This window comes from Vibrio sp. 1CM2L (genome assembly GCF_023161695.1).
In the GTDB taxonomy this organism is placed as follows: Bacteria; Pseudomonadota; Gammaproteobacteria; order Enterobacterales; family Vibrionaceae; genus Vibrio; species Vibrio coralliirubri.
Window position 1 is genome coordinate 82,664 of the sequence record NZ_JALNTT010000007.1, and the last position, 22,950, is coordinate 105,613.

The 22,950-nt window shown below is 46.2% G+C and carries 23 protein-coding genes; 11 read left to right on the forward strand and 12 right to left on the reverse strand.

Annotated elements, in window-relative coordinates:
- Positions 1–27: 27 nt before the first annotated feature.
- Positions 28–990 carry a 6-phosphofructokinase gene (gene pfkA, locus MSG34_RS19665; protein WP_017630912.1) on the forward strand — a complete coding sequence of 321 codons (963 nt, stop codon included), beginning with the start codon at positions 28–30 and terminating at the stop codon, positions 988–990.
- 150 nt (positions 991–1,140) lie between these two features.
- Here pfkA and tpiA read toward each other — a convergent pair whose 3' ends face one another.
- On the reverse strand, positions 1,141–1,911 hold the full coding sequence (gene tpiA, locus MSG34_RS19670; protein WP_086715832.1) for a triose-phosphate isomerase: 771 nt from the start codon (positions 1,909–1,911) through the stop codon (positions 1,141–1,143).
- Between the two features lie 249 nt (positions 1,912–2,160).
- On the opposite strand from tpiA, the gene MSG34_RS19675 reads away from it, so the two are divergent.
- Entirely contained in the window at positions 2,161–2,508 is a 348-nt protein-coding gene (locus MSG34_RS19675; protein WP_176680545.1) for a 5-carboxymethyl-2-hydroxymuconate isomerase, read from the forward strand.
- A 95-nt stretch (positions 2,509–2,603) separates the two neighbouring features.
- Complete coding sequence (locus tag MSG34_RS19680) at positions 2,604–3,026, forward strand: DUF805 domain-containing protein (protein ID WP_017630914.1); 423 nt, start codon at positions 2,604–2,606, stop codon at positions 3,024–3,026.
- A gap of 99 nt (positions 3,027–3,125) precedes the next feature.
- Here the strand turns inward: MSG34_RS19680 and MSG34_RS19685 are convergent, their stop codons facing one another.
- Together MSG34_RS19685 and MSG34_RS19690 are read right to left on the reverse strand one after the other, a co-directional pair.
- Positions 3,126–3,473, reverse strand: coding sequence for a DUF3135 domain-containing protein (locus MSG34_RS19685; protein WP_017630915.1), 348 nt, complete (start codon positions 3,471–3,473; stop codon positions 3,126–3,128).
- 137 nt (positions 3,474–3,610) lie between these two features.
- Positions 3,611–4,237: a metalloregulator ArsR/SmtB family transcription factor gene (locus MSG34_RS19690; RefSeq protein ID WP_017630916.1), complete on the reverse strand. Its 627-nt coding sequence runs from the start codon at positions 4,235–4,237 to the stop codon at positions 3,611–3,613.
- Positions 4,238–4,419: 182 nt separating this feature from the next.
- Here MSG34_RS19690 and MSG34_RS19695 point away from each other — a divergent pair, with 182 nt between their 5' ends.
- Both MSG34_RS19695 and MSG34_RS19700 read left to right on the forward strand, forming a co-directional pair.
- Positions 4,420–5,067 (forward strand): AcfA family outer membrane beta-barrel protein, encoded by a 648-nt coding sequence (locus MSG34_RS19695; RefSeq protein WP_248339152.1) that lies wholly within the window; start codon positions 4,420–4,422, stop codon positions 5,065–5,067.
- Between the two features lie 18 nt (positions 5,068–5,085).
- Positions 5,086–5,421, forward strand: a complete 336-nt coding sequence (locus MSG34_RS19700) for a NirD/YgiW/YdeI family stress tolerance protein (RefSeq protein ID WP_248339153.1) — start codon at positions 5,086–5,088, stop codon at positions 5,419–5,421.
- 120 nt (positions 5,422–5,541) lie between these two features.
- Here the strand turns inward: MSG34_RS19700 and glpX are convergent, their stop codons facing one another.
- Positions 5,542–6,549 (reverse strand): class II fructose-bisphosphatase, encoded by a 1,008-nt coding sequence (gene glpX / locus MSG34_RS19705; RefSeq protein WP_017630917.1) that lies wholly within the window; start codon positions 6,547–6,549, stop codon positions 5,542–5,544.
- A gap of 324 nt (positions 6,550–6,873) precedes the next feature.
- On the opposite strand from glpX, the gene zapB reads away from it, so the two are divergent.
- Complete coding sequence (gene zapB / locus MSG34_RS19710) at positions 6,874–7,116, forward strand: cell division protein ZapB (protein WP_008219652.1); 243 nt, start codon at positions 6,874–6,876, stop codon at positions 7,114–7,116.
- Positions 7,117–7,210: 94 nt separating this feature from the next.
- On the opposite strand, the gene rraA is transcribed toward zapB, so the two are convergent.
- The 7 genes from rraA to priA all read right to left on the reverse strand — a co-directional run bounded on the left by rraA (position 7,211) and on the right by priA (position 15,146).
- Positions 7,211–7,726 (reverse strand): ribonuclease E activity regulator RraA, encoded by a 516-nt coding sequence (gene rraA, locus MSG34_RS19715; protein ID WP_176680544.1) that lies wholly within the window; start codon positions 7,724–7,726, stop codon positions 7,211–7,213.
- Positions 7,727–7,799: 73 nt separating this feature from the next.
- On the reverse strand, positions 7,800–8,717 hold the full coding sequence (locus MSG34_RS19720) for a 1,4-dihydroxy-2-naphthoate polyprenyltransferase (RefSeq protein ID WP_248339154.1): 918 nt from the start codon (positions 8,715–8,717) through the stop codon (positions 7,800–7,802).
- Between the two features lie 155 nt (positions 8,718–8,872).
- Positions 8,873–10,213, reverse strand: coding sequence for an HslU--HslV peptidase ATPase subunit (gene hslU / locus MSG34_RS19725; protein WP_176680542.1), 1,341 nt, complete (start codon positions 10,211–10,213; stop codon positions 8,873–8,875).
- Between the two features lie 57 nt (positions 10,214–10,270).
- Positions 10,271–10,819, reverse strand: a complete 549-nt coding sequence (hslV, locus tag MSG34_RS19730; RefSeq protein WP_017630920.1) for an ATP-dependent protease subunit HslV — start codon at positions 10,817–10,819, stop codon at positions 10,271–10,273.
- Positions 10,820–11,037: 218 nt separating this feature from the next.
- Positions 11,038–11,577, reverse strand: a complete 540-nt coding sequence (gene ftsN, locus MSG34_RS19735; RefSeq protein ID WP_017630921.1) for a cell division protein FtsN — start codon at positions 11,575–11,577, stop codon at positions 11,038–11,040.
- A gap of 122 nt (positions 11,578–11,699) precedes the next feature.
- Entirely contained in the window at positions 11,700–12,704 is a 1,005-nt protein-coding gene (gene cytR, locus MSG34_RS19740; protein ID WP_017630922.1) for a DNA-binding transcriptional regulator CytR, read from the reverse strand.
- A 240-nt stretch (positions 12,705–12,944) separates the two neighbouring features.
- Positions 12,945–15,146, reverse strand: coding sequence for a primosomal protein N' (gene priA / locus MSG34_RS19745; RefSeq protein WP_248339155.1), 2,202 nt, complete (start codon positions 15,144–15,146; stop codon positions 12,945–12,947).
- A gap of 344 nt (positions 15,147–15,490) precedes the next feature.
- On the opposite strand from priA, the gene rpmE reads away from it, so the two are divergent.
- Both rpmE and MSG34_RS19755 read left to right on the forward strand, forming a co-directional pair.
- The gene (rpmE, locus tag MSG34_RS19750; RefSeq protein WP_004737142.1) at positions 15,491–15,709 is read left to right on the forward strand and encodes a 50S ribosomal protein L31; all 219 of its coding nucleotides are present in this window, start codon (positions 15,491–15,493) and stop codon (positions 15,707–15,709) included.
- Between the two features lie 333 nt (positions 15,710–16,042).
- The gene (locus tag MSG34_RS19755) at positions 16,043–17,332 is read left to right on the forward strand and encodes a malic enzyme-like NAD(P)-binding protein (protein ID WP_048663011.1); all 1,290 of its coding nucleotides are present in this window, start codon (positions 16,043–16,045) and stop codon (positions 17,330–17,332) included.
- Between the two features lie 183 nt (positions 17,333–17,515).
- Here the strand turns inward: MSG34_RS19755 and metJ are convergent, their stop codons facing one another.
- Positions 17,516–17,836 carry a met regulon transcriptional regulator MetJ gene (gene metJ / locus MSG34_RS19760; protein ID WP_004415993.1) on the reverse strand — a complete coding sequence of 107 codons (321 nt, stop codon included), beginning with the start codon at positions 17,834–17,836 and terminating at the stop codon, positions 17,516–17,518.
- Between the two features lie 208 nt (positions 17,837–18,044).
- On the opposite strand from metJ, the gene MSG34_RS19765 reads away from it, so the two are divergent.
- The 3 genes from MSG34_RS19765 to metF all read left to right on the forward strand — a co-directional run bounded on the left by MSG34_RS19765 (position 18,045) and on the right by metF (position 22,837).
- Positions 18,045–19,226, forward strand: coding sequence for an O-succinylhomoserine (thiol)-lyase (locus MSG34_RS19765; protein ID WP_017632080.1), 1,182 nt, complete (start codon positions 18,045–18,047; stop codon positions 19,224–19,226).
- Positions 19,227–19,228: 2 nt separating this feature from the next.
- Entirely contained in the window at positions 19,229–21,640 is a 2,412-nt protein-coding gene (locus MSG34_RS19770) for a bifunctional aspartate kinase/homoserine dehydrogenase II (protein WP_248339156.1), read from the forward strand.
- Positions 21,641–21,937: 297 nt separating this feature from the next.
- Positions 21,938–22,837, forward strand: a complete 900-nt coding sequence (metF, locus tag MSG34_RS19775) for a methylenetetrahydrofolate reductase (RefSeq protein ID WP_004729683.1) — start codon at positions 21,938–21,940, stop codon at positions 22,835–22,837.
- Positions 22,838–22,950: the final 113 nt, after the last annotated feature.

The window sequence follows — 22,950 nt, forward strand, 5'->3', positions numbered from 1 at the left end:
ATAGATTCCCAAAAATCGAGGGTGAGCATGATTAAGAAGATCGGTGTTTTGACCAGTGGTGGTGACGCTCCAGGTATGAACGCAGCAGTTCGCGGCGTTGTTCGTACTGCGTTATCAGTTGGCATTGAAGTTTACGGTATTTACGATGGCTACCAAGGCCTTGTTGAAGACCGTATCGAAAAGCTTGACCGTTCAAGCGTATCTGACGTAATCAACCGTGGTGGTACCTTCTTAGGTTCTGCACGTTTCCCTGAATTTAAAGACGTTGCTGTTCGTGAGAAAGGCATCGAGAACCTTAAGAAACACGGCATCGAAGCACTTGTTGTTATCGGTGGTGACGGTTCTTACATGGGTGCTAAGAAGCTAACTGAGATGGGTTACCCATGTATCGGTCTTCCAGGCACAATCGATAACGATATCGCAGGTACTGACTACACAATCGGTTACCTAACTGCGCTTAACACAGTTATCGATTCAATCGACCGTCTACGTGACACGTCTTCTTCTCACCAACGTATTTCTATTGTTGAAATCATGGGCCGTCACTGTGGTGACCTTACGCTTATGTCAGCAATCGCGGGTGGTTGTGAGTACATCATTACTCCAGAGACTGGCCTAGATAAAGAGCAGCTTATCGGCAACATCCAAGATGGAATTGCTAAAGGTAAGAAGCACGCAATCATCGCTCTAACTGAGCTTATGATGGACGCAAACGAGCTTGCTAAAGAGATCGAAACAGCAACAGGTCGTGAGACTCGTGCAACGGTTCTTGGTCACATCCAACGTGGTGGTCGTCCTACTGCGTTTGACCGTGTATTGGCTTCTCGCATGGGTAACTACGCTGTTCACCTTCTTCAAGAAGGTCACGGTGGTCGTTGTGTTGGTATCGAGAAAGAAGAACTTGTTCACCACGACATCATCGATTGTATCGAGAACATGCAGAACCCAGACCGTTCTGAGCTGTTCCGCGTTGCAGAAGAGTTGTTCTAAGCTACGCTTAGCGTTCGCTTAAAGAATTTAAAAACCGCTGATCTATCAGCGGTTTTTTTGTGCCTATTATTTGAGGTTTCAGGAATGACAGGCAATAAAAAAGGCCAACCTGAGTTGACCTTTCATTCAATTTAAACGGTGAAGTTTAAATTAAGCTTTTGCTTCAGCTGCTGCTTTAGCGATAGCTGCGAAGCTTTTCGCGTCAAGAGCTGCGCCGCCAACTAGAGCACCGTCGATGTCTGGTTGTGCGAAGTAAGCTGCTGCGTTGTCTGGCTTAACAGAACCGCCGTATTGGATAACAACTTTCTTAGCAACTTCTTCAGATTTCTCTGCGATGTGTGCACGGATTTGAGCGTGGATGCGTTGTGCATCTTCAGCTGTAGCTGCTTTACCAGTACCGATAGCCCAGATTGGTTCGTAAGCGATGATAGCGCCTTCAAGAGCTTCAACACCTTGAGTGTTGATAACAGCGTCAAGTTGACGTGCACATACTGCAACAGTTTCGCCTGCTTCGTTTTGTGCTTCAGATTCACCGATACAAAGAACTGGAGTTAGGCCGTTCTCTTTTAGGAATGCGAATTTCTTAGCTACGAACTCGTCTGATTCGTTGTGGTATTCACGACGCTCAGAGTGACCGATGATGATGTGAGATGCGCCGAACTCTTTAAGCATTGCTGGAGACATGTCGCCAGTGAATGCACCGCTGTTGTTTAGGTCAGAGTTTTGAGCACCTAGGATGATCGCGCTGCCCGCTTCAGTAAGCGTACGCTCTGCAAGATCAACGAAAAGTGCTGGTGGAGCAACTGCTACGTCTACGCCTGTTACGCCTTCAAGTTCAGCGTTAAGACCGTTTAGTAGATCAACAACCATTTCTTTGCTGCCGTTTAGTTTCCAGTTACCCATAACTACAGGATGACGCATAGGAATATCTCCAAAGTATTTAAATAAATCGAATGTAAAAAAGTAAACTTTATTACGAAATAATATAACAGATTAATATCAACAGATCATGACTGTGGTCATGACTTTCTTGGATCTTACTCAATGGTCAGAGTAGATTTTGAGCATATATCAGTGATCCGGCAGACAGAATAATAGCTAACTTCTCGGATTTTTCATCGTTAGTTGGTATTAAGGGACAAACGATTGCGTTAACAATAGGAAGTAATAATGCCGAATCTAGTTCTAGAGTACTCAAATTCAGTGGACGAGCGAGTGAATATCCAAGGTTTACTAGAAGATCTTCATAAAGTTGCATTAAACTGTGGCTTGTTTGATGTGCCTTCTGTGAAGTCGCGTTCACTGCGTTGTCATAACTGGCTAGTCGGTGATGAAGAAGACAGTGTGGATTTTATTCACATTAGCTTCGAGTTACTTTCAGGGCGTACCGAAGAACAGAAAAGAGAACTGTCGCGTTCGTTAATGCAAACCTTACAAGAACAGGCGAGCCATATCCGCAGCCTTACGGTGAACATAAGAGATATGGATAAAAGCTGCTTTCAGAAAGTGATTAACTGATTTTTTTAATAAAAGTGATTAACTTAATAAAAGTGATTAACGAGCAATTTGCTGCTAACTTTTTTGGTAGCGTATTAATTTTTGAGTATTTTTAGATGTCGATGAAAGATTTACTGCTCTCTTTCAAAGGGAGAATTGGTCGTAAGACTTACTGGATGTGGAACATTTTCTACTACATTGCGATTACTGGTTTTGCTTCTGGTATCTCGGTTTTGTTCCCTGCGTACTCTTACATTCTACTACCAATCTTCCTACTGATGCTGGTTATCCCAGATCTTGCGGTAACCGCCAAGCGTTGGCACGACCGTAACAAATCGAACTACTGGTTACTGCTGAATGTACCGCTGGTGTTAGGTCGTTTGGCTTCACCAATGGCTGCGACGACAACAGAGTCGGTATCGCCAGTTCATATGGTGGCAACCGTTGCAGCATTAGTGTGTGGTTTATGGATTCTGATTGAATGTGGCTTGATGAAAGGCACTGAAGGTCGCAATGATTACGGCGAAGACCCGGTGTAATCGCGTAATGATGAATGAACAAAAGGGAGCATTGCGCTCCCTTTTTTGTTTTATAACAGTCTGATTGTCATCTGTATCTTCTGTTAACTTATATTCGCTTTAATACATTTTCGGCTCTGTATTGGGTCTAAAAGGCACCACATTTTCTGGTAGAGTTTCTTCAAAACCGCAGCGGCCTTCGAGTGCGTCTTGGAACTTACAAACCTGACAGCGCAACTCCTGCATAAGTACGACATTGGCATGGTGCGGGTTCTTACAACGGCTCACCACTAAGTCGATGTGGCTTTGCTGAGCGCGGAGTCGGTCTTGCATGGTTTCAGAAGCCGAACAAATCATCTGTTCGCACATCTCGTGTTTGAATTGATTGAATGCTTTAGGATCGCTTTTCGCGAGTTGGACAAGTTCATCAAAGGGTGGCAGTTTTTGATTGGGTTGTGGATGTGCCATCATTCCTTCCTTAGCATTAAGCATGTTTCATATGCTTTAAGCTTAAGAAAGAATTCTGTACAAATTTTGTTCTATTGGTGTTTTCTCAATATTGAGACGAGATCAGTGGCCTAGCGCTAGGTTTTAGGCGCTTGGAGTTACGATGAAGGCGTGGGCGTTAACGTGTAAGTGCAACGTCGCTCGCCAGCAATAATGTGCTCAGTGCGGCTTACGTGGCATTCGTCTTTGAGTAGTTCTGTGAAAACATTGAGCTCTGACTGGCATAGGCTAGGGCAACGAGTCGCTGCTTTGCAGATAGGGCAGTGGTTTTCGATCAAGATGTAATGATCATCATGTTCTTGAAGTTCTGCCATGTACCCCTCTTCTTCACGAAGTTGAGTTAGTTTTTCGAGCTTACTGATCAGGTCATTGCAGCCAGATAGGGCAGATTGATATTGCTTGAGGGTGTGCTGTTCACGCTCGGCAGCGACCTTAGCGAGCCCTTCTTTACCAAACAGGTTCTCGACTGCATCAATGACTTGAATGGTCAGTTCACCGTGTCGGTCTGAAAATTGTCCGTGGCCGTGTTGAGTAAGGGACCAGTGACGAGTCGGGCGACCCACTTTTACTTTCACGTCATGAAACGCAAGAATGCCATCATCTTCCAGACTTTGCAGATGCTGCCTCGCACCCATTGTCGTCATGCCAAATTCTTCTGACAGTTGTTTCGCAGTTACTGCGCCTTGACGCTTAATGGTCTGTAAGATTTTGTCGCTTGTTTTCATACTATCCCTACCTCATGAACCTTACTATTATGAGGCAAGGTGTTTATAAAGCAAACCATTTACTATTTTGTCATTTTCTCTACGCTGTGTTTATAAATATCTGAGAATTTTCTTTTTCTTCACGATCACTTCACGAGCGTTTTCAGATAATGCCTCTATCGAAATAAAGAGGTAGAAACACAGTGAAAAAAACAATCCTAGTAGCCCTTGCCCTAAACTCATTTTCAGTTGCCGCTGCGCCTTATGTTGGTTTGGAATACGGATTTGGTTCGACAGACCACGATTTTGAAACGTCTTTTCAGGCCGACGGTGTGAACCTTAACCCTGAACTAGAAGACGGTATTTTAGGTGGCTTTGTTGGTTATGCTATCAATGAATCATGGGCAATTGAATTAGGTTACAGCCAATTCGAACTTGATGATGAGCGTTCAAAAAACATGGGTATCGCTGATATTGAAGGTCAGATGTACCAGCATGAAATGGAGTGGGACTCTTCAATCAAAGCCAAACAAATCACGTTAGCGCCGGTATTCAGCTATGCCGTCAGCGACAAATGGACCACGAAAATTAAGGCGGGCGTGACTTACACACAATACGAGTCTTCGGTACGTAAATCAGAAGAGTTCGAGCTTGTAGTCAACGATGATGTCGAACTGAATAACACGCTTTTCCATCGTTCAGAAAAAAATAATGAGTTTGGCGCTGTGGTTTCGATTGGTGCGGAATACGAAATCACTTCTGGTTTTACTGTGGGTGCCAACGCCAAATACCAACTGGATAGCTATGCTAATACCGCTTCACTGAATGTTAGTTCGACTTACTACTTTTAACTCTAGGGAATCATCAGTATGAACAAACTACTTTTCACAATGACACTTGCTCTGATGTCGAGTTCGGTAATGGCTGCGTTTAATGGCCCGAGCGCTCCGGCGGTGAGTAATGTTGAACAAGCTAAGAGCGCGGCAGATGATAGTTTTGTCGTGCTAACTGGCCGTATTGTGCAATCTCTAGGAGGCGAGCTCTACTTGTTTAAAGACGCGAGTGGTGAGATTGAAGTGGAGATCGATCATGAAAACTGGATGGGACAAGAGGTCTCGCCACAAGATACCGTGACAATCCGTGGTGAGGTCGATTCTGAATGGACGACGACTCAGATTGATGTCGATATGATCCAAAAAATCTAATCGCTATTCGCTATCCATTAAAAAATCCCCATTAACTCAGCTAATGGGGATTTTTGCATTAACCGAAGAGGCGCTAGCGTTCTTCAGGTTATTATCTACTCGCTGTGAACCGGAGGTGGTTTACAGGATGTGACCCACTACTTCAGGATCTTTACGCTCTAGGTAGTGGATTGATTTGATGCGGCGGATCGTGCGGCAGCGGCCACGGATAAGTAGTGTTTCCGTTGTCGCGATATTACCTTGACGAGAAATGCCTTCTAGCAAGTCACCCTTAGTGATGCCTGTTGCTGAGAATACAACGTTGTCGCTGCGAGCCATGTCTTCCATCTTCAACACGATACCAGCGGTTACGCCCATTTCTGCACAACGCTCTAGTTCAAGTTCACCGTGTTTGCGGTTCTCTTCTGTGTCGCCTTTTACTTCGTGACGAGGAAGAAGACGACCGTGCATGTCACCGTCAAGTGCACGAATAACAGCAGCAGAAACTACACCTTCAGGTGCGCCGCCGATGCAGTACATTACGTCTACTTCGCTGTCTGGCATACAGGTTAGGATAGAAGCTGCAACATCGCCATCTGGCACTGCGAATACACGAACGCCCATTGCTTGCATGTCGGCGATAACTTGATCGTGACGTGGCTTAGCCAGTGTCGTTACTACTAATGTATCGAGTGTTTTGCCTAGAGCCTTAGCAATGTTTTCTAGGTTTTCTTTCAGTGGTAGCTCTAGGTCGATAACGCCTTTAGCGCCCGGGCCTACAACTAACTTTTCCATGTACATATCAGGCGCTTTAAGGAAGCTGCCTTTTTCGCCTGCAGCCAATACTGCCAATGCATTTGATTGGCCCATTGCTGTCATGCGTGTCCCTTCAATTGGGTCAACTGCGATGTCGACAGCGTCGCCGCCTACACCTACGTTTTCGCCGATGTATAGCATAGGTGCATCATCGATTTCACCTTCGCCAATAACAATCTCACCGCTGATTTCGGTTTTGTTAAGTAGGCTACGCATGACTTCTACAGCAGCGCCATCTGCAGCGTTTTTGTCGCCACGGCCAAGCCACTTGTAACCAGCTAGTGCTGCACCTTCTGTGACACGAGAGAATGACATTGCTAAATCGCGTTTCATGCGGACTCCAAAATTTTCAAAGGGGGAATAGAAATTTCGCGGCGGATTTTACCATATCCAAAAGGAAACGTTTGCCTTTTTGTTTTTTCGGGATTGCTCTCGATCAATTTGCAGTGGAAAACCGCTAATATTCATCAAAATAATTGGTTTGCCGTTGTGGCAGTAATCATTCACGTCAATATTCGGTAAAAAGCGCTGTTTTTTTCATCGAATGGCGCAAAATATCGAATATATTGAGTGTTTATCCTTGCTCTGCTGAGTAGAATGGGGAAATAAGTGGAGTGAACCTTCACCATCAAATGGATAACTTAAAGGTAGGCCAGAATGTCTTTTGAAGTACTAGAGCAGCTAGAAGCAAAAATTCAAACAGCAGTAGATACAATTGCACTTCTTCAAATGGAAGTGGAAGAGCTTAAAGAAGAGAAACAAGCACTAGCAACTGAAGCTGGTGAGCTTAAAGCAAGCCGTCACGAGTTAGAGCAAAAAACTCAGCAGATGCAAGAAGAGCATTCAGCATGGCAAGATCGCATCCGTAACCTTCTTGGTAAAATGGATGAAGTAGAGTAATTCACTCTTTAGATTTAAAAAACGCCCGCTACTCAGTAGCGGGCGTTTTTGTTTGTTCTTAATTTTGGAAAGGGTAGTTTGGAGTTAACAGGGTTTACTCAACCTCTTCTTCAACATCCAAATCAAGCTCAACATCCAAAGGCTCAGCAGAAAGAATAATGCCTGTGTTGTCGGCGTAGAGGTAATCTTCCGGTAAGAAGGTTACGCTGCCAAAGTTCACTGGTACGTCTATCTCACCGACACCTTCTTGGCTTGCACCAACCGGAATTGAAGCTAGGGCTTGGATGCCTAGGTTCATGTCTTCAAGTTCATCGACTTCGCGAACGCAGCCGTAAACCACAATCCCTTCCCACTCATTGTCTTCGGCAAGTAAGGCCATCTCAGCGTCGATCAGCGCTTTACGCAGTGAGCCGCCACCATCGATTAACAACACACGCCCTAGACCATCTTGCTCTAATACCGATCGAATCAAAGCGTTGTCTTCAAAGCACTTTAATGTCGTGATCTGTCCTGCGAAGGATGCACGTCCACCGAAGTTGCTGAACATTGGCTCCACGACATCAACTTGATCCAAATATATGTCGCACAGTGCTGAAGTGTTGTATTCCATTCGTATACCTTTTGAACAATGAGCTTACTTTGAGTATATCGGTGCTTGATCCCTTTGCAATGATTAGTCTCAATTAACTCAATAGAGTTTGAGCTACGACAACCCCTGCAAACAATAGGTTAGTGACCAATGAGCATTTCACAATCACAGGCATCATTGGCGCGATTTGTGCTGGTTTCTCTGTTTCCCAAACCGCCTTGCCATGCTTGTAGACAATAACAATGCTCAGTAAAAACGGCAGGCTGATCCAAACTGGCTTTTCTTGAATCAGTAGGTAAATAGCAAAAGAGACGAGCGCTAAACCAAGCAGTGCAAAGTGGTAGTGTTTGGCTTTGCGTTGACCAAGGCGAACTGCCATGGTGCGTTTGCCACATTCACTGTCGTTTTCGATGTCACGCATGTTGTTGATATTGAGTACCGCAACCGCCATCAAGCCACAGCCTAATGCCGGAAGGAACAGGCTTGGTTCAACATGACCTGTGTGTAGGAAGTAAGTCCCCGACACGCCTAACAAGCCAAAGAAGATAAACACCGATAAGTCGCCAAGACCAATGTAACCATAAGGCTTATTACCCACGGTGTAAGCAATGGCTGCCACAATCGCTAATACGCCTAATGCGATGAAAGATAAGATACTTTCAATTGAGGTCAGCGCATGAAAAATCAGAATCAGTCCAACAATCATGGTAAACACGATGTTGAGGATGATGGCTTGCTTCATGGTTTTAGCGGTGACCGCGCCAGACTGCATCGCACGTGTTGGACCAAGACGGTTTTCGTTGTCTGTGCCTTTAACTGCATCACCGTAGTCATTGGCTAGGTTCGACAGAATCTGCAATAGGGTGGCGGTTAAAAAAGCCAGTAGTGCTATCGATAAAGAAAACTGATCGCTGGCGAACGCTAAACTACTTCCTGTAAGAATAGAGACGAGTGCGAGAGGCAGAGTTTTCGGTCGTGCGGCATCAAGCCAAATCAGTAGAGATTGTTTCATCGTAGGTCTATTTCGTTGTAAGTCTTCGTTTCATACTGTGATTTGAGTATACGCCCATTTTTCGGGTAATAAAAAGCCCACTCGAAAGTGGGCCTTGAATTCGCTTATTAGCTGCTATTTCTTTGAGTTAGAGCAATAAGTTGGAGTTTCGTGTGCTACAGGATAAAGCGGCTTAGGTCTTCGTCTTCAACGAACTCACCAAGCTTCGCTGTTACGTAAGCTTCATCAATCACTAGCTTGCTGCCAGCCTTGTCTGTTGCGTCGAATGAAATCTCATCCATCAGGCGCTCCATTACTGTGTGTAGGCGACGTGCACCGATGTTTTCAGTGGTTTCGTTCACGCGCCATGCAGCGTCAGCAATCTGGTTGATGCCATCTTCAGTGAACTCAATGCTCACATCTTCTGTTTTCATTAGGGCAATGTATTGCTCTGTTAGAGATGCTTTTGGTTCAGTTAGGATGCGTTTGAAGTCATTCGCTGAAAGCGCTTCAAGTTCTACACGAATTGGCAGACGACCTTGTAGCTCAGGGATCAGGTCAGATGGCTTAGCCACTTGGAATGCACCTGATGTGATAAACAAGATGTGGTCAGTTTTAACCATGCCGTGCTTAGTTGATACTGTGCTGCCTTCGATAAGAGGCAGTAGGTCACGTTGAACACCTTCACGAGATACGTCTGGGCCTGAGCTGTCGCCACGCTTACAGATCTTGTCGATCTCATCGATGAATACGATACCGTTGTTTTCAGCGTTGAAGATCGCGTTCTCTTTTAGCTCTTCTTGGTTCACAAGCTTCGAAGCTTCTTCTTCAGTCAGTGCTTTGAATGCGTCTTTGATTTTCATCTTACGCTTTTTCTTGGTGTCGCCCGCTAGGTTTTGGAACATGCCTTGTAGCTGGTTGGTCATCTCTTCCATGCCAGGAGGTGACATGATTTCAACGCCCATTTGCGGTGCGGCTACATCAACTTCGATCTCTTTGTCGTCTAGCTTACCTTCGCGTAGTTTCTTGCGGAAAATCTGACGAGTGTTTGAAGAAGTAGCATCTTCGTTTGATTGCTCGTTCTGACCCCAAGCATCGCGTGCTGGTGGCAGTAGGGCATCAAGAATGCGTTCTTCAGCTTGCTCTTCAGCGCGGTATTGTACTTTTTCCATCGCTTGCTGGTGCGTCATCTTGATCGCAACGTCCGTTAGGTCACGGATGATGGTTTCAACTTCTTTACCCACGTAGCCCACTTCGGTGAACTTAGTCGCTTCTACCTTGATGAACGGCGCGTTTGCTAGTTTCGCTAGGCGGCGAGCAATCTCTGTTTTACCAACACCGGTTGGACCGATCATCAGGATGTTCTTTGGTGATACTTCAACACGCAGGCTTTCTTCAAGCTGCATACGACGCCAGCGGTTACGTAGTGCGATAGCCACTGAACGCTTAGCGTTGTCTTGGCCGATAATGTGGCGATTGAGTTCGTGAACGATTTCGCGAGGAGTCATCTCAGACATGGTTTTTCCTTAATTCTTTAATCACTGTTGATACAAGGTCTTGGGTAGAAGCGTTTGTTATTCTGGCTTTGGCAGCTCAACAGTGCTTTCTAGCTCTTCAACAGTGTGATGATGGTTGGTGAACACACAGATATCGCCAGCAATATTCAGCGACTTCTCTGCGATTTCACGCGCATCTAAATCAGTATTTTCTAGTAACGCGATAGCAGCGGCTTGTGCATAGTTACCACCCGAACCGATAGCAATCAGGTCGTTCTCTGGTTGAACTACATCACCGTTACCCGTAATGATCAGTGAAGCGGTTTCATCCGCTACTGCAAGCAGTGCTTCTAATTTTCGTAGAGCACGGTCGCTACGCCAATCCTTCGCCAGCTCAACGGCAGCTTTGGTAAGGTGGCCTTGGTGCATTTGTAGCTTGCTTTCAAATTTTTCGAATAGCGTGAAAGCATCAGCGGTACCGCCAGCAAAACCTGCCAGTACTTTGTTGTTGTATAGGCGACGTACTTTACGGGCATTGCCCTTCATTACAGTATTGCCTAGAGATACTTGTCCATCACCCGCGATGACGACTTTATTATTACGACGTACAGATACAATGGTAGTCACGAGTAGGGCCTCTTAATATTCTTATCTTTGGGTATAAAAAGTATATGAGGATGGCACTCGGATAATTCAAGGAAGGGCGAGTGATGTCGCGCAACTTATCGGTGGAAGTTGTAAGGAAATTTGGCGAAAGGGAGTAAATAAAAGAAAACCTCCACAATGGGAGGCTTTCAGTGTTTGTTGCGAGTCTAGCGGTTACACAACTGCGCTATTGCTTGTCACTACTCGGTATCTTTCCAAATAGCACAAGGTTCGATTTTCGCGCGTTGTAGCTTGTGGCGATCTCGCTCGGCATCACGCTTCAACTTGTATGGTCCTAGAACCACGCGGTACCAGCTACTGCCGTCTTTCTTGCGGATTTCACTCGAGATACCTTGGAAGGCAATATCCAACTTACGTGCTTCTGCCTGTGCTGAGGTTTTGTAAGCGCCACACTGCATGATGTAAGGGATCTTAGAGATCTCTTGCTCTTTGGCTTTGACTTCAATCTCGCGGCTCGGCAGCGTTTCAACGTAGTCCCACTTCTCTTCTGGAGGTGGCGGAATCACTTTCGCTGGTTTTGGCTTAGGCTTTGGTTTGCTCACGACTGGAGCCGGCGCTGGTGGCTCAGGGTCATTACTCAATAAGTAAAGTCCGTAACCAAATCCGCCAACAAGGAGGATCGCCAAAAGACCACTACGCCATGGTTTACGGCGAGGGGCTTGCTTCTTGGTCGGTCTCTTCGTGCCACGACCGCGCTTTACATAATCTCTATTAGCCACAAGACAATTCAGTAGTTGGTAATTCTGCTCTCATGGTAATCCAGATTGCGCGAGGATAATAGTGCAGAAATGGAAGCGGCACATCAAAATGTGCCGCAGATTTATATCGGTATTTCTAAGGCTTACATTCGAGGTGGCGCAGTACTGCCTCGAACCACTAATTTGGCTTCTAGCAGACGCGAACCTGCTTGCACATCGTTGCCTTTCAGTAGATCCAACATCATCAACATCGCTTGGCGTCCAATCTCATAACGAGGTTGAGAAATGGTGGTTAGCGGTGGATCGCAGTATTGAGCGAATTGAATGTCATCGAAACCAACAATTGATAGGTCTTGAGGAACACGTAAACCTAACTTCTTCGCTTCTTGAATCGCACCAATAGCCATCGCATCGTTGTGACAGAAGATAGCGGTTGGTTGTTCAGGCAGTGCCAGTAATTGACGAACCGCTTGAGCACCGGCTTCGAAGGTGAAATCGCCGACAGTGCTGTAGGCTGGGTTCATTGCCACACCTGCACGACGCAGTGCTTGTTGGTAGCCTTGTTGGCGGAACTTACACAGGGTTGCTGAGACTGGGCCTGAGATTTGAGCGATACGTTTATGGCCTAACTGAGCTAGGTAATTCACTGCTTCAAATGCAGAGGTCAGGTTATCGATGTGTACTGTTGGGAGTTCAAGCTCAGGAGCGAACTCACACGCCATTACCATCGGTGGTAAGTTCTTTTGCTCAGGCTTGCTGACATCAAACGGGTGGTCAGTGCCAAGCAATAACATGCCGTCAGCTTGTTTAGTGAAGACAAGGTTAACAAAGGAAGATTCACGCTTTTTTTGCTGACCGCTGTCACCCAGTAGAACAAGGTAGTCATTCTCTACTGCGGCATCTTCGATACCACGAATGATCTCGGCGAAATATGGGTCACAGATATCAGGAACGATAGTGATGATGGTTTTTGATTCGTTGCGACGTAAGTTTCTAGCTAATGTGTTGGGTGAGTATCCAGCTTCAAGTACTGCTGTCTCCACTCGCTTACGAGTTGAAACTGAGACTTTCTCAGGGTTCATCAATGCACGTGATACAGTGGCTGTTGAGACGCCTGCTAGCTGGGCAACATCCTTCATTGTCGCCATAAATTAAACCCTCTTTTAAGTTCCTTTGTCGCCTAAGTATCTAAGGCGTGAATAATAAATGTAATCGGATAGATATTGTGAAAGTGTTGCTAACACTTTTTTTATTGCAATATTTTATTCGTTTAATCCGTGTAAAGTTACGGCTAGATTAACAAAAATCACATGACTAGTGTGAAGTTGCTCACGAGAAATATGAAATATTTGTGAACAAACTTATCATTAGTTTTAACCCGCGTGGGTTTAGCTTAAATCTTGCGGCTCGATATCTAGTGACCAACGGACTTTTTTCGCAGCGGGTAACATATTGATTGCCGGCTTCGCGCTCATTAATAGCTTCTGCATCAATGAACGAGTTTGGGTTTGCAAGATCAGCTGCCAGCGAGATTTACCTGCTCGCTTCGCCAGTGGCGCAGGAGTTGGCCCCAACACCATGCAATATTGGTCAAACAGTGGGTGTGATTCCAATGTATGACGAACCTGACGTAAGAACTCTTCCACCAAGCGTGTGTCGTTCGCTTCTGCTCTGAACAGCGTCATAAAGGTGTAAGGAGGCAGCATCGCCTGTTTACGCTCTGCTAAGGCCGTTTGAGCAAAGTGGTTATAGTCTTTGTGCAGCAGTGCTTGCAGTAATCCGTGCTCTGGGTGATGGGTTTGTAAGATCACCTCACCAGGCTTACTCGCACGGCCTGCACGACCTGCCACTTGAATAAACAGCTGAGCAAGACGTTCTGAGGCTCGGAAATCACTGCTGTATAAAGAGCCATCGACATCCAATAACGCCACGAGTGTCACGTCAGGGAAGTGGTGGCCTTTAGCTAACATCTGGGTGCCGATAAGAATCTGGTATTCACCTTTGCGAATCGATTCAAGCGCGCTCTCTAGGCTACCTTTACGGCGAGTGCTGTCGCGGTCAATACGAATGGTTTTGTATTCTGGGAATAATTGACCAAGCTGCGCTTCCAATTGTTCGGTACCTACACCGACCGTGACCAAGTTTGCTGATCCACAGCCTTGGCAGTTATGCACAATATGCTGTTGCGAGCCACAATGGTGACAGCGCATTTCGTTGCTGTATTGGTGATAGGTGTAGTAGGCATCGCAACGTTTACACTCGGCTGTCCAACCACAGTCGTGACACATTAATGCCGGAGAGAACCCACGGCGATTGAGGAACAACATCACTTGGTTGCCTGCTTTCAGATGTCGTTGCATTTCTGCAATGAGTGACGCCGATAAACCACTTTCCAGATATTCGCCTTTCACATCCAACACTTTATTGGTGGTCGGCAAAGCGACCCCCGCACGTGAAGTAAGGGTGAGATAACTGTACTTGCCTATCTGAGCGTTATGCAGCGTTTCAAAAGCGGGTGTTGCTGACCCTAACACAACCGGAATCTGCGCTTTATGAGCTCGCATGATCGCCACATCACGAGCATGGTAGCGCAGGCTGTCTTGCTGTTTATAAGAGGCATCGTGCTCTTCATCGACAATGATGATGCCTAAATTCGCAAACGGTGTGAACAGAGCGGAACGGGTGCCAATCACGATGCCCGCTATTTTATCGCGCGCCGATAACCACGCATTCAGTCGCTCAGAATCGTTTAAACCAGAGTGGATAACTTCAACAGGCACATTAAAGCGTCGCTTAAAGCGATTGATGGTTTGTGGAGTAAGGCCGATCTCAGGTACCAAGACCAATGCCTGTTTACCCTTATCGAGTATCGGCTTGATCATATTCAGGTAGACCTCTGTCTTACCTGAGCCTGTCACGCCCTCTAATAAGAAGCAGCCGAAATCGGTCTGGCTATTGACGGTCGCAATCGCGATGGCTTGCTCTGCATTGAGTTTTGGCTTGTCTTGGTCGTTCTCAAGATCTTCAGGCCAAGGTTGGCGTTTCGGCTTTTTCTCTACCGATTCAATCCAGCCTTTTTCTTCTAGCGTTTTGAGTACTGCACTGCCAACCTCTTCATCAATGAACTCTTGATGAGGAACGGGGCCGTGCTCAAGCATATGCATCACTTTGGCTTGTTTGACGGCGCGACCAAAGCCTTGCATCAGCTGATCTCTGCCTGACGGCGTCAATTGCCACTCGACCAGTGTCGCGAAGTCTGCCGCTTTGCCTTTGCGTAACGCACTCGGTAGGGCATTGGCAAGGGTTTCACCAAGCGGGTATTGATAGAACTGACTGCACCACGTTAATAGTGAGTAGACAGATTCCGGCCAAACCGGTTGGTTATCCAATAGCGCTTTAATTGGCTTGAGCTTGTCTAGCTCGAATTCGGATTCGTTAACCAGAGCCGTAACTATTCCGGTTAAGGTTTGTCGTCCAAAAGGCACAGAGACTCGTCCACCAATAATCGGAAATAGGTGGTTTGGAATCTTGTAATCGAACTGCTTGTCGAGTGGAACAGGCAGTGCCACACGGGCAATCATTGGACGCATAAAGGGACGGCTTTATCTGAGTTGACGAGAGCGAATAGTCTAAAGGATAAGGCGGTTAAATTCGAGGAGCAGTTTGAATGAGAGAGGGCAAGCTAACGCATGAAGGCAGCTATCATCCCCAAATTTCAATCAACGCTTCTGTTTAAAAAGGAAATAAAGACACAATTGGTGAAAAATGTATCAAATCAGTTGATCCTGCCTTATAGATTCATTACTATACTGCGCCTTAAAGGTATGGCTTCGTCACTCTTTTGTGCGAATGCGGTGTCTTTATTTCTTTTTTAAACTACGTGTGGTGTGCGGCTTAGAATCGTATAGCGACACGGCCTACTTGAGGTTATCCCATGAAAGCTGGAATCCACCCAGAATACAAAGCAGTTACTGCTACTTGTTCTTGCGGCAACACATTTGAGTTCAACTCAACGCTAGCAAAAGAATCAATCCACCTAGACGTATGTGACAAATGTCACCCGTTCTACACTGGTAAGCAACGTATCGTAGATACTGGCGGCCGTGTTGATCGCTTCAACAAGCGTTTCGGTGCTCTTTCTAGCAAGAAGTAATTCTCGCTATTTAGACATAAAAAGGACACTTCGGTGTCCTTTTTTGTTGCCTGCAATTTGTAAAATCACTGACTCCCACTCAAGTATCCATCCCACCTAACGATAAGTTGCCTCTTTATTCTATTGCAGGGCAATTCCTTGCTTATCATTCATCACCAAAATTCCGCATGAAAGTTCAACAAGCGATAGTAATTTCAACTGCTCACTGGTCTTATTAGTAGTGAAATCTCGTTTTTTAATGAGACAGAGGCTTCAACCACCTAGGAACTTTGAAGTACATCCATTAACATGAACAAGATCCCCCAAATAATAATATCCTAGGAACCTACACCTATGTCTGAAGACAGCAGCCAAGCTCAATCCTCTCAAGAATTATCGCCTCAAGAACAATTCCGTCAGCAAGCTCTTGATTATCATGAGTTCCCGATTCCAGGCAAAATTGCCGTAGAACTGACGAAGCCTGCAAACTCTGCAGAAGACCTAGCACTTGCATACAGCCCAGGCGTGGCTGAGCCTGTTCGCGAGATCGCACAGAACGTTGATAACGTTTATAAGTACACAGGTAAAGGCAACATGGTTGCTGTTATCTCTAACGGTACTGCGATTCTTGGCCTAGGTAACCTTGGTCCTATTGCTTCTAAACCAGTAATGGAAGGTAAAGCGCTACTGTTTAAGCGTTTTGCTGGTTTAGATTCTATCGATATTGAAGTAAAACACCGCACAATCGATGAGTTCGTTGATACAGTTGCGAACATTGCAGATACATTCGGCGGTATTAACCTAGAAGACATCAAAGCACCAGACTGTTTTGAGATTGAACGTCGTCTGATTGAGCGTTGTGATGTACCAGTATTCCACGATGACCAACACGGTACTGCGATTGTAACAGCAGCAGGTATGCTGAACGCGATCGAGCTTCAAGGTAAGAAACTGGAAGAGTGTAAGATCGTTTGTCTAGGTGCTGGCGCAGCAGCGGTTGCATGTATGGAACTACTGATTAAGTGTGGCGCTCAGCGTGAGAAGATCTACATGCTTGACCGTAAAGGTGTGATCCACACTCGTCGTGACGACCTAAATGAATACAAAGAGCTGTTCGCAAACAACACCGATAAGCGCACGCTTGAAGATGTTATCGAAGGCGCTGACCTGTTCTTGGGTGTATCGGGTCCTAACCTGCTTCCAGCTGAAGCACTGACGCTAATGGCAGATAAGCCAGTTGTGTTTGCATGTTCAAACCCAGATCCAGAGATCAAGCCAGAGCTTGCTCACGAAGTTCGTTCTGACCTTATCATGGGTACAGGCCGCAGTGATTACCCTAACCAAGTAAACAACGTACTTTGTTTCCCATTCATTTTCCGTGGTGCGCTAGATGTGCGTGCAAGCGAAATCAATGACGAAATGAAGCTAGCGGCGGTTAAAGCGATTCGTGAACTGGCGAAAGAAGAAGTTCCAGCTGAAGTACTAGCAGCGGCGGGTGAGACTGCACTGGAATTTGGTAAAGGCTACATCATTCCTAAGCCAATGGACCCACGTCTACTTCCTCGCGTAGCAAAAGCAGTAGCAGAAGCGGCTGTTGAATCTGGCGTTGCTCGTATCGAGATGCCTGCTAACTACATGGCTTAATAGCTTGTTATAGTTTTATAGCGACTGCTCTATTGAGCGAAAAAGAATAATAAAAAACCGACTCATCTGGAGTCGGTTTTTTTATGTCTATCATTCACAGCACAGTCATAAAAACAATGCGCGATGTGATAAATAAGGTTCAGCTAGAGCGAATCAATATTGAAGGCAGTGACTGAGTTGTTTTTATTCTTCGTCAAACGCTTCGAACTCGATACCCATCTCTGTCATCAGCTTTTTCACTTCAGCAGGAATATCGTCTGGGCGGTCTTTACGAAGGTCTTCATCCGTTGGTAGTGGTTGGCCTGTGTACGCATGTAGAAAGGCTTCGCACAGTAGCTCACTGTTTGTTGCATGGCGTAGGTTGTTAATCTGGCGGCGAGTACGCTCGTCAGTAAGAACCTTTAACACTTTTAGAGGGATAGAAACTGTAATCTTCTTTACTTGTTCGCTTTTCTTTCCATGCTCAGCATATGGGCTTATGTATTCACCATTCCAGTCGGCCATTGCGTACCTTCATCACTTTAGTTGTTAGAATAAATTAATAGTGGTGATTTTAGCGGGATTTACCGCCATAAGCAAAGACATATAGACGTCTAGAAGTGTTGACGTCTCACGTTTATGAAAGTAAAGTGAATAACATATATCTAACACAGCCGCAAAATGCCGACAAGCAGCTGTGATTCTCAGACGCAAAACTTGTAAGGAAGCATCTATGAGCAGCCGGAAGCCAGCAACAATCGCAGTACGTACTGGTATCGAGTCAGACACGCAACACCATGCCGTTGTCCCACCTATTTATCTTTCGACTAACTATGGGTTTCCCGCTTTTGGCGAAGTGCCAAAGTACGATTACACCCGTTCTGGTAACCCAAACCGCGGTTTATTAGAAACGGCACTGTTTGAGCTTGAATCGGGCAAAGGCGCGGTTGTTACTAACTGTGGCACCTCGGCGCTAAACTTATGGGTTTCTGCTTTCTTAGGCGGCGATGATCTTATTATCGCACCACACGACTGCTACGGCGGTACTTACCGTCTGTTTAACACTCGCTCACTGAAAGGTGACTTCAAAGTTCTGTTCGTTGATCAATCGGATCAAGCGGCACTGGATGCGGCGATCGCGCTTAAGCCAAAGTTGATCTTAATTGAAACACCATCGAATCCTTTGGTTCGTGTAGTTGATATTGCAGAAACTTGTCGTAAAGCGAAAGAGGTTGGTGCTCTGGTTGCTGTCGACAACACGTTTTTGACTCCTGTGTTCCAAAAGCCTTTAGAGCTGGGTGCGGATTTTGTTATTCACTCAACCACTAAGTACATCAACGGACACTCGGACGTTATTGGTGGCGTTGTCGTCACGAAAACGGAAGAGCACGCTGAAGAGCTAGCGTGGTGGGGTAACTGTATTGGTGCGACCGGCACACCATTTGATAGCTACATGACTCTACGTGGTATTCGTACGCTAGGTGCGCGTATGCGAGTTCACGAAGAAAGCTCACGTGAAATTTTGGCGTCTCTGCAGCAACAAGATCTCGTCGGCACGATTTACCACCCAAGCCTTCCTGAACATCCGGGTCATGATATCGCGAAGAAGCAGCAGTCTGGCTTTGGCTCAATGCTGAGCTTTGAGTTTGCAGGCTCATTCGAGGCGCTTAAGTACTTTGTCGATAAATTAGAGCTGTTCTCTTTGGCGGAATCACTGGGCGGTGTAGAAAGCTTAATTTGCCACCCTGCGTCGATGACTCACCGTGCGATGGGCGAAGAAGCACTGGCAGAAGCGGGCGTTTCTCAACAGTTACTGCGCCTTTCTGTTGGCCTTGAAGATGCTGAAGACTTGATTGATGACCTTAAGCAAGCGTTTGAAAAGACACAAGGCTTTATCGCTGAAGGGGAGGGTTAATAATGGCAACCTTTCGCCAGCTACATAAATTTGGTGGCAGCAGCTTAGCGAATCCTGAGTGTTACCAACGCGTGGTCAACATTCTTAGAGAATACTCATCAGCCACTGACTTGGTCGTGGTATCGGCAGCGGGTAAAACCACTAACCGCTTGATTGAGTTTGTTGAAGCGCTCGACAAAGATGGTCGTATCGCTCACGAATGTTTGCAAGCACTTCGTCAGTTCCAACTTGAGCTGATTGAAGCGCTGCTTGAAGGTGAGTCTGCGGCTCAGCTAACGGCTACCATTCAACAAGAATTTACCGCTTTGGGTGAGCTAACAGCTCCTCTAAGCGAAGCGCAAAAAGCACAAGTGCTAGGACATGGTGAGGTTTGGTCTTCACGCCTGCTAGCCGCTTTGTTGTGCCAACATGATTTACAAGCGGTAGCTCAAGATGCTCGTGCCTTTTTGCGTGCAGAAGTGGGTGCTCAACCTGAAGTTGACCGCGCACGTTCTTATCCTCTGATTAAAGAAGCCTTGGCGCAGCATGCACATTGCCGTGTCGTGATTACTGGCTTTATGGCTCAAAACACTGAGGGTGAAACGGTACTACTTGGCCGTAACGGTTCGGATTACTCTGCAACTGTGATTGGTGCTTTGGCTGAGGTTGAACGCGTGACGATTTGGAGTGATGTAGCTGGTGTATACAGCGCTGACCCTCGTTTGGTTTCGGATGCGTGTCTATTGCCTCTGCTTCGCCTTGATGAAGCGAGTGAGTTAGCTCGTTTAGCGGCTCCAGTGCTTCACAGCCGAACGCTACAGCCCGTCGCTCAAAGTGCTATGGACTTAAGCTTGCGCTGCAGCTATCAGCCAGAGGCCGGCTCTACACAGATAGAGCGTGTACTCGCATCAGGTCGCGGTGCAAAAATCATTACTTCTTTGGATGAAGTGCTTATCGTGCAGCTGACGTTTGGTCACGGCCATGACTTCGACCGTCTAGAGAGCGAAGTGCTTGAAGGACTTAAGCGCGCTCAACTTGAGCCTCTTGCTTATGAACTAGAACCGGATCAGCACTGTTTGCGTCTTGCTTACACTGAAGAGATCGCTGGTGGCGCATTAGAATATCTGCAAGATCACGCGATTGAAGCTGAGATTAAGCTTAAAGAGGGTTTCTCTTTGATTGCTGCCGTAGGAGCTGGCGTGACTAAGAACCCGAACCATTGTTACGGTTTCTACCAGCAGCTTAAGAGCTCGCCAGTTGAGTTCATCTCAGAAGCTAACTCTGGCTTGAGCTTAGTGGCTGTGATTCGTAAGAGTGAAACCTCAAGCTTAGTGAAAGGTATTCACTCTCAACTATTCCAAGCGCAGAAGCGTGTTGCGATTGTTTTGTGTGGTAAGGGCAACATTGGTTCAAGCTGGTTAAGCCTGTTTGCTGAGCAAAAAGCGGAACTCGAAAAGCGTCGTGGAATGAACTTTGAATTGGTTGCGGTGGTTGATAGCCAAACTTATTGGTTCGACGACCAAGGTATTGATGCGACTTCGGTAGGTAAGCGCTTTGACGACGAAGCGATTGCCAACAATGGTAACGACTGGTTAGAGCGTTTAGGCTCTATTCAAGGTTATGACGAAGCAGTGGTTCTCGATGTGACTGCGAGCCCAGTGCTTGCGGCAAAATATCTGCAAATCGCGCAACAAGGTATTCATCTGATTTCGGCTAACAAGGTGGCCGGCTCTGCGTCAAGCGAGTACTACCATCAGGTGCAAGATGCCTTCGCGAAGATCAGCCGTCACTGGTTGTACAACGCGACAGTGGGTGCAGGTCTACCGATTAACCACACGGTACGTGACTTGCGTGAAAGTGGCGATGACATTATTGCGTTGTCAGGTATTTTCTCGGGTACGTTGTCTTGGTTGTTCCAACAGTTTGATGGCACCGTGCCATTCAGTGAGTTGGTTGACTTAGCGTGGCAACAAGGCCTGACTGAACCAGACCCACGTGCTGACCTCGATGGTTCAGACGTAATGCGTAAGCTGGTGATTCTGGCGCGTGAATCGGGTTTAGACATCGAGCCTGAAAACGTAAAAGTGGAATCATTGGTACCTGAAGAGTTGCAAGATCTGTCGGTAGATGACTTCTTTGATAAGGCTTCTGTGTTAAGCGAAGAGTTGGCTGAGCGTTTAGAGAAAGCGCACTCTCAACAGAAGGTACTGCGTTACGTAGCGCGTTTAGAGAAGAATGGTAAGGCAACGGTAGGCGTTGAAGCCCTATCTAAAGAACACGCCCTAGCGAACTTACTGCCTTGCGATAACATCTTTGCGATTGAGAGCAAATGGTACAAAGATAATCCATTGGTTATTCGTGGCCCGGGTGCAGGTCGTGAAGTAACGGCGGGTGCAATTCAGTCGGACCTAAACAGAATGTCTAGTCTGTTCTGATACTCAGAACGGTTGGTTTAATACTTAGATCAATTGTTTTAGTACGTAAATAGCATACTATTCACTAAGATAAATAAGGCTGAAAGCACGATGTGTTTTTCAGCCTTTTTTCTACATTATTTCTGCTTTGCGAGTCATCTAACTACTTGAGTTTTACTCACGATCTACTTGAGAAAAATTCATAATGGATCTGTTGACATTAAATCGTATTCAATACATTCTACAGACATATAGACGTCTAAACGTCGTTTAAGGATTTGAGATTTTAGTGGTCGCTTTTGCCACAGGGAGAGTAAGATGGGATACACACACGCTAGTCATATCGACGCTTTAAATCAGAATATCGCTGAGCTTTCTGACAACATCAATGTGTCATTTGAGTTTTTTCCACCAAGCAGTGAGAAGATGGAAGAGACCCTGTGGAATTCTGTTCACCGTCTTAAAACACTTCAACCAAAATTTGTATCAGTAACCTACGGTGCAAACTCGGGTGAACGTGATCGTACCCACTCAATCATTAAAGAAATCAAAAACCAAACCGGTCTAGTAGCAGCGCCACACCTAACGTGTATTGATGCTAGCCGCGAGGAGCTGATTCAAATCGCCGACGATTACTGGGCAAATGGTATCGAGAGCATCGTTGCTCTGCGTGGTGACATTCCAGCAGGCGGCGGCGCGCCAGAGATGTACGCATCTGACCTAGTTGAGCTGCTTAAATCTCGTCACGACTTTGATATCTCAGTAGCGGCATTCCCAGAGGTTCACCCTGAAGCAAAAAGCGCTCAATCGGATCTTATTAACCTAAAACGTAAAGTGGATGCCGGTGCTAACCGTGCCATCACTCAGTTCTTCTTTGATGTAGAGAGCTACCTACGTTTTCGTGACCGTTGTGTAGCGGCTGGTGTTGATGTTGAGATTGTACCGGGCATTCTGCCAGTTTCTAACTTCAAGCAAGCGTCTCGCTTTGCTGCGATGAACAACGTAAAAGTACCGGGTTGGATGGCGAAGCAGTTTGAAGGCTTGGATGATGATCCAACGACTCGTCAGCTTGTTGGTGCTAGCCAAGCAATTGATATGGTTCGTACACTGAGCCGCGAAGGTGTGAAAGACTTCCACTTCTACACGCTAAACCGTGCAGAAATGACTTACGCACTTTGCCACACATTAGGTGTTCGCCCACAAGTTGCTGCGCTTTAATCAAAGTCTAGAAGTAAAGCCGCCGCGCTTGTAAAAAGCCTCTGGCTGTAAAATTTCAAACCCTATAGATACAAAAAAGGCTTGGACTCTAAGAGTTCAAGCCTTTTGCTTTT